The following is a 5,332-nucleotide window of genomic DNA, read 5'->3' as shown; positions in this document are numbered from 1 at the left end:
TCGCGCATCACCCGAAAACCGCTTGCCTACCTGTCGCGCCGCGACAATCATCCAGCCGCCGCGACCACAGACTCTCATCCTGATTGTCGCGCTGCTCGCATCCAGATCGTCGCGCCACAGACTGTTGCGTGTCGGGCATCGTCCTCGGTCGCCGGCTCTAGCTGGGCAGGCCCAGCGCCGCAGCTACACGCGCGAGGAAGCGCGGGCAGCCAGCCGCCCGCCCTGGCCTCACTGCTGCCCATGACGCCGCACACTGCGCCGCAATACGTGCAGCGGGCGAAGCTACCGGCGAGGCGGCAGCCACTCCGTCCAAGACGTACGGCTTGGATCAGGTCAGGGCCTCAAGGCCCCGCCGATCAACAAGGTCCAGGAGCTTGAGTGCCGGTCCGGCTGGCTCTCTATCGCCCTGCTCCCAGGCAGCAACCGTGCCTTTCGTGACGTTTAGGACGGCCGCGAAAACGGACTGGCTGGTGTGGGTAGCCGCACGGATCCGGCGAATATCTGCCGCCTTGTACCTGCGCACAGGCGGCAAGCAGAGCGCATCGAACTCCCGCATGGTCACGGTGCTGATGGCGCCAGCATCGTGCAAGTCCTGCGCAGCCTCATGGACCTCGGCCAAAATTCGGCTCGTCTTATTTTTGGGCATCGCATTTCACCTCCACTAGCACCCCTGAGGCGATCAGACCACTTAGGTCTTTTCTACTTAGACCCATATATTCTTCGCCAAGCTTTAGTAGTGCCAGTTTCTCCTTCTCATCAATGTTGTCCCGCTCACCTTTGCCAAACCCAAACAAGAAGATGAGGCGCTGACCTTGCCGATGCGCCACGATTGTTCGGAAACCGCCGCTTTTTCCACTGCTGCCTTTGGCAACACGCTTCTTCAGCAGGAACCCGCCCAGCCGGGCATCAACCAATCCGTCCTCTACCTCCTTGGCTGCCTCGCACAGCGCTTGGTCCGTGAGGCCCTCCTTCCTGGCAAAGCGAGCGAACCCTTTGTTCTTGAGCAGCCTGAGGGCCATTCCGTACCACTCTGTTGTATGGTTTCGCAATCCGGCTCGCGCTAGGTGGATGGCTCGTCACACCGTAGTGACATAAGTGCATCTTCAAAGGCGCCCTGGGTGTGTTCTGGCGAGGCCTCACGCAGCGCCTCGGCGATCCAGTTGGCCTCTAGAGTTGAGCCGCCGTGCCGGTCATGCGTCGCTCTCTGCCTCGCCGGGTGAGCGTCTCGGTGCATGCACTTCCTCTGCGGCCAAGCCGATTTCCATGAGGCGGCGCGCGGCCTCCGCACGGTTCGGGAGGTCAGGTTGGTCGCGCCGCCAGCGGTCAATCCGATCCGCGAGCGCCGGGGGTAGCCGCATTTCAAAGCGCGGCTTGTCGGGGGCCTTGGTCATATCCCTTATATACGTATCATCCGGCAGATACGCAATATCCGCTTGCGCCGTATCCGGCTGATACGTATTATCCGGTTGTCCCGCTGCTGCGGGGCGGACCGAACGAGAGGCTGGACCCCTCCCGCTCGGTCCTAACCACAAACCGGATCGGACCCGGATAATGGCTTTCATCAGCGTACAGCAGGCCGCCCGCGCCCGTCTCTCCGCAACCAAAGGCGTGACGGTCATCGCCCAGCCTTCCCTGCGCAATCCGGCGACCCTGGCAATGGTCATCGCGGGCATTCGTTGCGTTGACGTTCGCCGCGATGGCGAAGGCTTCCGCGCCATGCTGCACATTCGGCAGGGCGAATGGCTGCCGCTGGCCGAGGGCGTGAGCGAGGATGCGGCCTTCTCCGCGATCGTCGCCTTCCTGGCGCTGGTCGCCAGCATCCCCCAGCACTACGCGCCCGAGCACGATGCCGCCGAGCGCGCCGCCGCTGCGGAGGTCTTCGCGGCCTTCGCCTCTCCCCTGTCCCTGGCAGCGTGAGCGAGGCCCAGCACATGCCGATGCTCTCCCGCGCCGTCCTGGCTTCGCTGCCGGCGAAGTACCTCCCCACCGCTGGCGCCGACCTCACCACCGAGGCCGGCTGCGCTGCGGCCCGCCTCCGCATGGCGGCGGCTCTCTCCCGCAGCGTCGAAGGGACCACGCTGCTGCAATGCTGCCGCGCCAAGGGGCTGCGGCACGTCTGCACCGAGCTTGCCGCCGCGCATGCTCTGGCGAGCCTCGCCATCCCCCACCCCTCCAGCCAGGGGGAGACGCACTAATGCGCGCCGATCCCCTGCCCCTGGAGACGCTGGCCGAGGTTCTGGCCTCGGTCGTCTCCCGCCATGGCGCCGTGGTGGACAGCGGTTCGACCTGGCTGCGGCCGGACGAACTGGTGCGCGACCACCTGGGCTGCGAGTTCACCGTCTCGGCCGCCATCCATCCGGGCGAGGCCCGCGACGCGGCGCGCGACCTGGCGGACCTGCTCGCGGCCCATGGGCTCGGCGTGGTGCGGCTCGCGGGCAAGGGGCGTGGGGCATGAGCCCCCGCCTTTCCTCCCGCGCGCTGCCTTGGGTCATCGTGGACCGCACGGGCGGCGAGACTGTCTGCGAAACCCGCGCTGACTGGATCGCAGAATGGCGCCGCTGGCTGGCCCTGATGGAGCGGGCCGACCGTCCTGCCCAGCAGCGCCGCGAGGGCCTGGAGCGCGCCCTAGCTGCGAATGCTGGGGCCTTCCGGGGGCTGGTGGAGCACGGCGCCCTGGACGCGGTGCTGGAGGTCACTGGCGCTGCGGCGGCTGCGGATGCGCGCCTGTCCTGGCTGGACGCGGAGGCCGAGGCAGCATGAAGGGCCGGGACGCTCCCCGGCGGCCCCTGCGCCAGCCGGACGACCTGATGGCCGACACGGCGGGCAAGATGCCTTTCGCCTGCCGCGGCTGCATCTTTGAGCGGAACTGCATCCGCTACCGGAAGCCGAACGGCCAGCGGTCATGCCGTATCGTGCCGCCGGCTCCCTGGCGCTCGGCAGACGCACCGCCAGACCGGGAGGCATGAAAGAAGGGGGCCGCGGGCACAGCAAACCCGCGACCCCCTCGCCTACCAACTCCACCCACAACCGGGCAGAGGCATAACGGGCTGGCATCCTGCCAGTTGCGTATTCGGCCGGTGTTTTTCCTTGGCGTATCGTCAAACGCTACATTTATCGTGGCCGCAAACAGACGGATGCGGGAAGTTTTACGAAATAATCCATTGAACTAAACCGATGCAGAGCCGTTATCCTGTCAGATGGTCAGGAGAGGCTTTCGCATGGCTTCGGCGTCTAACCAGGGCGAGGCGTTTATTTCCACGGGTGTTCGGCTTCCGGCCGACGCACTTAGTCTGCTGCGCCGTGCGGCGGTGGAGCGGGCCGAGCGCGAGGGCTGCCGGGTCAGCGTCTCGGGCGTGCTGGCGGACTTGATCCGTGCCAATGCCGACACCCTGAACGGGGAGCGCCGCCAGTGAACGGACCGCACCCCGCCTTCCAGGCCCGAGGTAGCTTGGCCTCCCTCGCCGGGGCTCGCGTGGCCCTGGAGGAAGCCGAGAAGCGCGCGAAGGCCGAGGCAGAGGCCGAAGCCGCAAGGCAGCGCGCAGAGGCCGAGAAGCGGCAGGCCGAGGATGAAGCCTTCCATGCTGACCTAGACCGGCTCGCCGGCCCATGGGAGCCCGTGGACGCGGCGCGGCAAGCCCTGACCGACGCCAGGGTGCGGCTTCAGTCGGCGCAGGACGCGGCCAGCAAGGCGCAGCAGGCCGTGGTGGCGGCCCGTGATGCTCTCCCGGCCCTGGTGGAACGCGCCGTGGCCGGCGAGCCCGTTAGCGCGGAGGACGTGGCAGCAGCGCATGTGGACGTGAACAAGGCCGAGCAGTTCGCGGCCTTCCTCGGCATCGTGGCGTCCCGCTGCGCCCCGGCCGTCCAGTCGGCCCAGGCTGCGGTCCAGGCGGCGCTAACTGCGGCCCACCGCCCCGTGTACGAGGAAGGATTGCGGCTGCGCGTGAAGGCTGGCCGTGCTGCTGATGCTGCGTTCCGCCGTGGGCTTGAGCGCCGCATTCCGGGCCGGACCGACCCCGATCCGCAGGAGATGGCCGAAGCCAAAGCGATCTTCGACCACGCGAACCGCCTGCTGCGCGCCGCAGAGGAACACGGCCTGAAGATCCCCGTGCAGGGCGGCATCCCGACGAAATGGCCGACCAGCGAGCACATCGAGCGGGCTTGGTGCGGTGGCCCGATCTGGGGCAAGCGATGAGCGCCCCGCCGGACCCTGCGCTGCTGCTGCATCTGGCCTCGCTGAAGGCCGAAAACGCAGCCCTCGCGGCCGAGAATGACAAGCTGCGCCGCGATCTGGACTACCAGGCCGGGATGATCGCCGGCCTGCTGTCCATGCAGGTCCATTTCCCCGTGGCGCTGCCGGCCGGCGCGCTCCCGACATTCCACTGAGAGGCCCAGCCATGACCATGCGGAGCATCGTCCGCTTCGGCGCAGAGGTCTTCACCGTTGACGCCGACACGGCGGACCGGATCGCAGCCCTTCGCCTGACCGATGCCGGCGCGGCGCTCGCCCTGGCGCGTCGGTCGCACACGCCCGGCGCCGTCCCATCGGGCGGTGCAGTCCGCGTCGGCCTGACCCTGACCGATGCCTTTTCCCCCGAGCTTGCAGCAGGAATGCACGCCATGAGCACCCACAGCAACGCGATGAAGAAGGTTCGCCTCGCGGACGGGCAGGAGGTCTATGCGGACTTCCGCGCCGCCGACGAAATCGCCCGGCTCCAGCGCGAGAACCAATCCCTGAAGGGCCAGAATGACGCGCTGTCCGCGCATCTGCGCGGCGAGGTCCGCATTCCTGCGGCGCAGCCCGTGCAGGCCACGGACGCGGCGAGCCTGCGCCTGGCTGCGCGCGATGCGGCTCGGGCCGAGGAAGCGCGGCGCAATGACCCATCCACCCCGCAGGGCCAGTATCGCCAGCGGCTCGCGAATGCTTACCGGGCGGGTAGCTGATCGTATCCATGTCGGCTGCCGGTCGCATGGCGAGGGCGTATCCCTCGTCCGGTCGGAAGCCGGACCGACACGTCTAGGTGCAGAGCCGCCCGGTGCCCCCGCCGAAGATGGCGCGCTCTGGTTCCAAACTTAATTTTTTGCAATTACGCTCAACCATCTGATCGGAGGGTGCTGAGATCCCTCCGGTCGTAAGCGAGAAGTGGACCTCCGGGCCGCCCCCTTGCCGCAGCCTAGCAGGCTGCTGAAATTCATTGTGGTGATGCCGCCTGCGTGATTCCCTACCCCCGGCAGCGAGCGGGGTGAGGATGCGTGGCAGTGATGCGGTGGTTGGGTCGCTGTTCAGCTACGTGGATTTGGAACAACGGGTCCGGGCCGACCATCCGCTGCGGGTG

The 5,332-nt window shown here is 67.4% G+C and carries 11 protein-coding genes; 8 read left to right on the top strand and 3 right to left on the bottom strand.

Annotated elements, in window-relative coordinates; genetic code table 11:
* Positions 1-328 precede the first annotated feature (328 nt).
* The 3 genes from LHA35_RS27740 to LHA35_RS27730 all read right to left on the bottom strand — a co-directional run bounded on the left by LHA35_RS27740 (position 329) and on the right by LHA35_RS27730 (position 1,391).
* Complete coding sequence (locus LHA35_RS27740; RefSeq protein WP_226614469.1) at positions 329-646, bottom strand: helix-turn-helix domain-containing protein; 318 nt, start codon at positions 644-646, stop codon at positions 329-331.
* Complete coding sequence (locus LHA35_RS27735; RefSeq protein ID WP_226614467.1) at positions 633-1,019, bottom strand: type II toxin-antitoxin system RelE/ParE family toxin; 387 nt, start codon at positions 1,017-1,019, stop codon at positions 633-635. Before LHA35_RS27735 ends, LHA35_RS27740 begins: the two co-directional genes overlap by 14 nt.
* Before the next feature lie 171 nt (positions 1,020-1,190).
* Positions 1,191-1,391, bottom strand: coding sequence for a hypothetical protein (locus LHA35_RS27730; RefSeq protein ID WP_226614464.1), 201 nt, complete (start codon positions 1,389-1,391; stop codon positions 1,191-1,193).
* Positions 1,392-1,551: 160 nt separating this feature from the next.
* On the opposite strand from LHA35_RS27730, the gene LHA35_RS27725 reads away from it, so the two are divergent.
* From LHA35_RS27725 to LHA35_RS27690, 8 genes are all read left to right on the top strand, one after another.
* Positions 1,552-1,917 carry a hypothetical protein gene (locus tag LHA35_RS27725; protein WP_226614461.1) on the top strand — a complete coding sequence of 122 codons (366 nt, stop codon included), beginning with the start codon at positions 1,552-1,554 and terminating at the stop codon, positions 1,915-1,917.
* Positions 1,914-2,195 carry a hypothetical protein gene (locus LHA35_RS27720; RefSeq protein WP_226614457.1) on the top strand — a complete coding sequence of 94 codons (282 nt, stop codon included), beginning with the start codon at positions 1,914-1,916 and terminating at the stop codon, positions 2,193-2,195. Before LHA35_RS27725 ends, LHA35_RS27720 begins: the two co-directional genes overlap by 4 nt.
* On the top strand, positions 2,195-2,455 hold the full coding sequence (locus LHA35_RS27715) for a hypothetical protein (RefSeq protein WP_226614455.1): 261 nt from the start codon (positions 2,195-2,197) through the stop codon (positions 2,453-2,455). The genes LHA35_RS27720 and LHA35_RS27715 overlap by 1 nt, the downstream gene beginning before the upstream one ends.
* The gene (locus tag LHA35_RS27710; RefSeq protein ID WP_226614454.1) at positions 2,452-2,760 is read left to right on the top strand and encodes a hypothetical protein; all 309 of its coding nucleotides are present in this window, start codon (positions 2,452-2,454) and stop codon (positions 2,758-2,760) included. Before LHA35_RS27715 ends, LHA35_RS27710 begins: the two co-directional genes overlap by 4 nt.
* A 458-nt stretch (positions 2,761-3,218) precedes the next feature.
* A complete protein-coding gene (locus tag LHA35_RS27705; protein WP_226614451.1) occupies positions 3,219-3,413 on the top strand; it encodes a hypothetical protein in 195 nt (64 codons plus the stop codon).
* A gap of 35 nt (positions 3,414-3,448) precedes the next feature.
* On the top strand, positions 3,449-4,192 hold the full coding sequence (locus LHA35_RS27700; RefSeq protein WP_226614447.1) for a hypothetical protein: 744 nt from the start codon (positions 3,449-3,451) through the stop codon (positions 4,190-4,192).
* Entirely contained in the window at positions 4,189-4,383 is a 195-nt protein-coding gene (locus tag LHA35_RS27695; RefSeq protein ID WP_226614446.1) for a hypothetical protein, read from the top strand. Before LHA35_RS27700 ends, LHA35_RS27695 begins: the two co-directional genes overlap by 4 nt.
* Before the next feature lie 11 nt (positions 4,384-4,394).
* Complete coding sequence (locus LHA35_RS27690; RefSeq protein WP_226614445.1) at positions 4,395-4,940, top strand: hypothetical protein; 546 nt, start codon at positions 4,395-4,397, stop codon at positions 4,938-4,940.
* Positions 4,941-5,332 lie beyond the last annotated feature (392 nt).

Source organism: Roseicella aerolata, from assembly GCF_020523605.1.
Lineage (GTDB): Bacteria > Pseudomonadota > Alphaproteobacteria > Acetobacterales > Acetobacteraceae > Paracraurococcus > Paracraurococcus aerolatus.
This window is presented reverse-complemented; position numbering and strand designations above follow the sequence as displayed.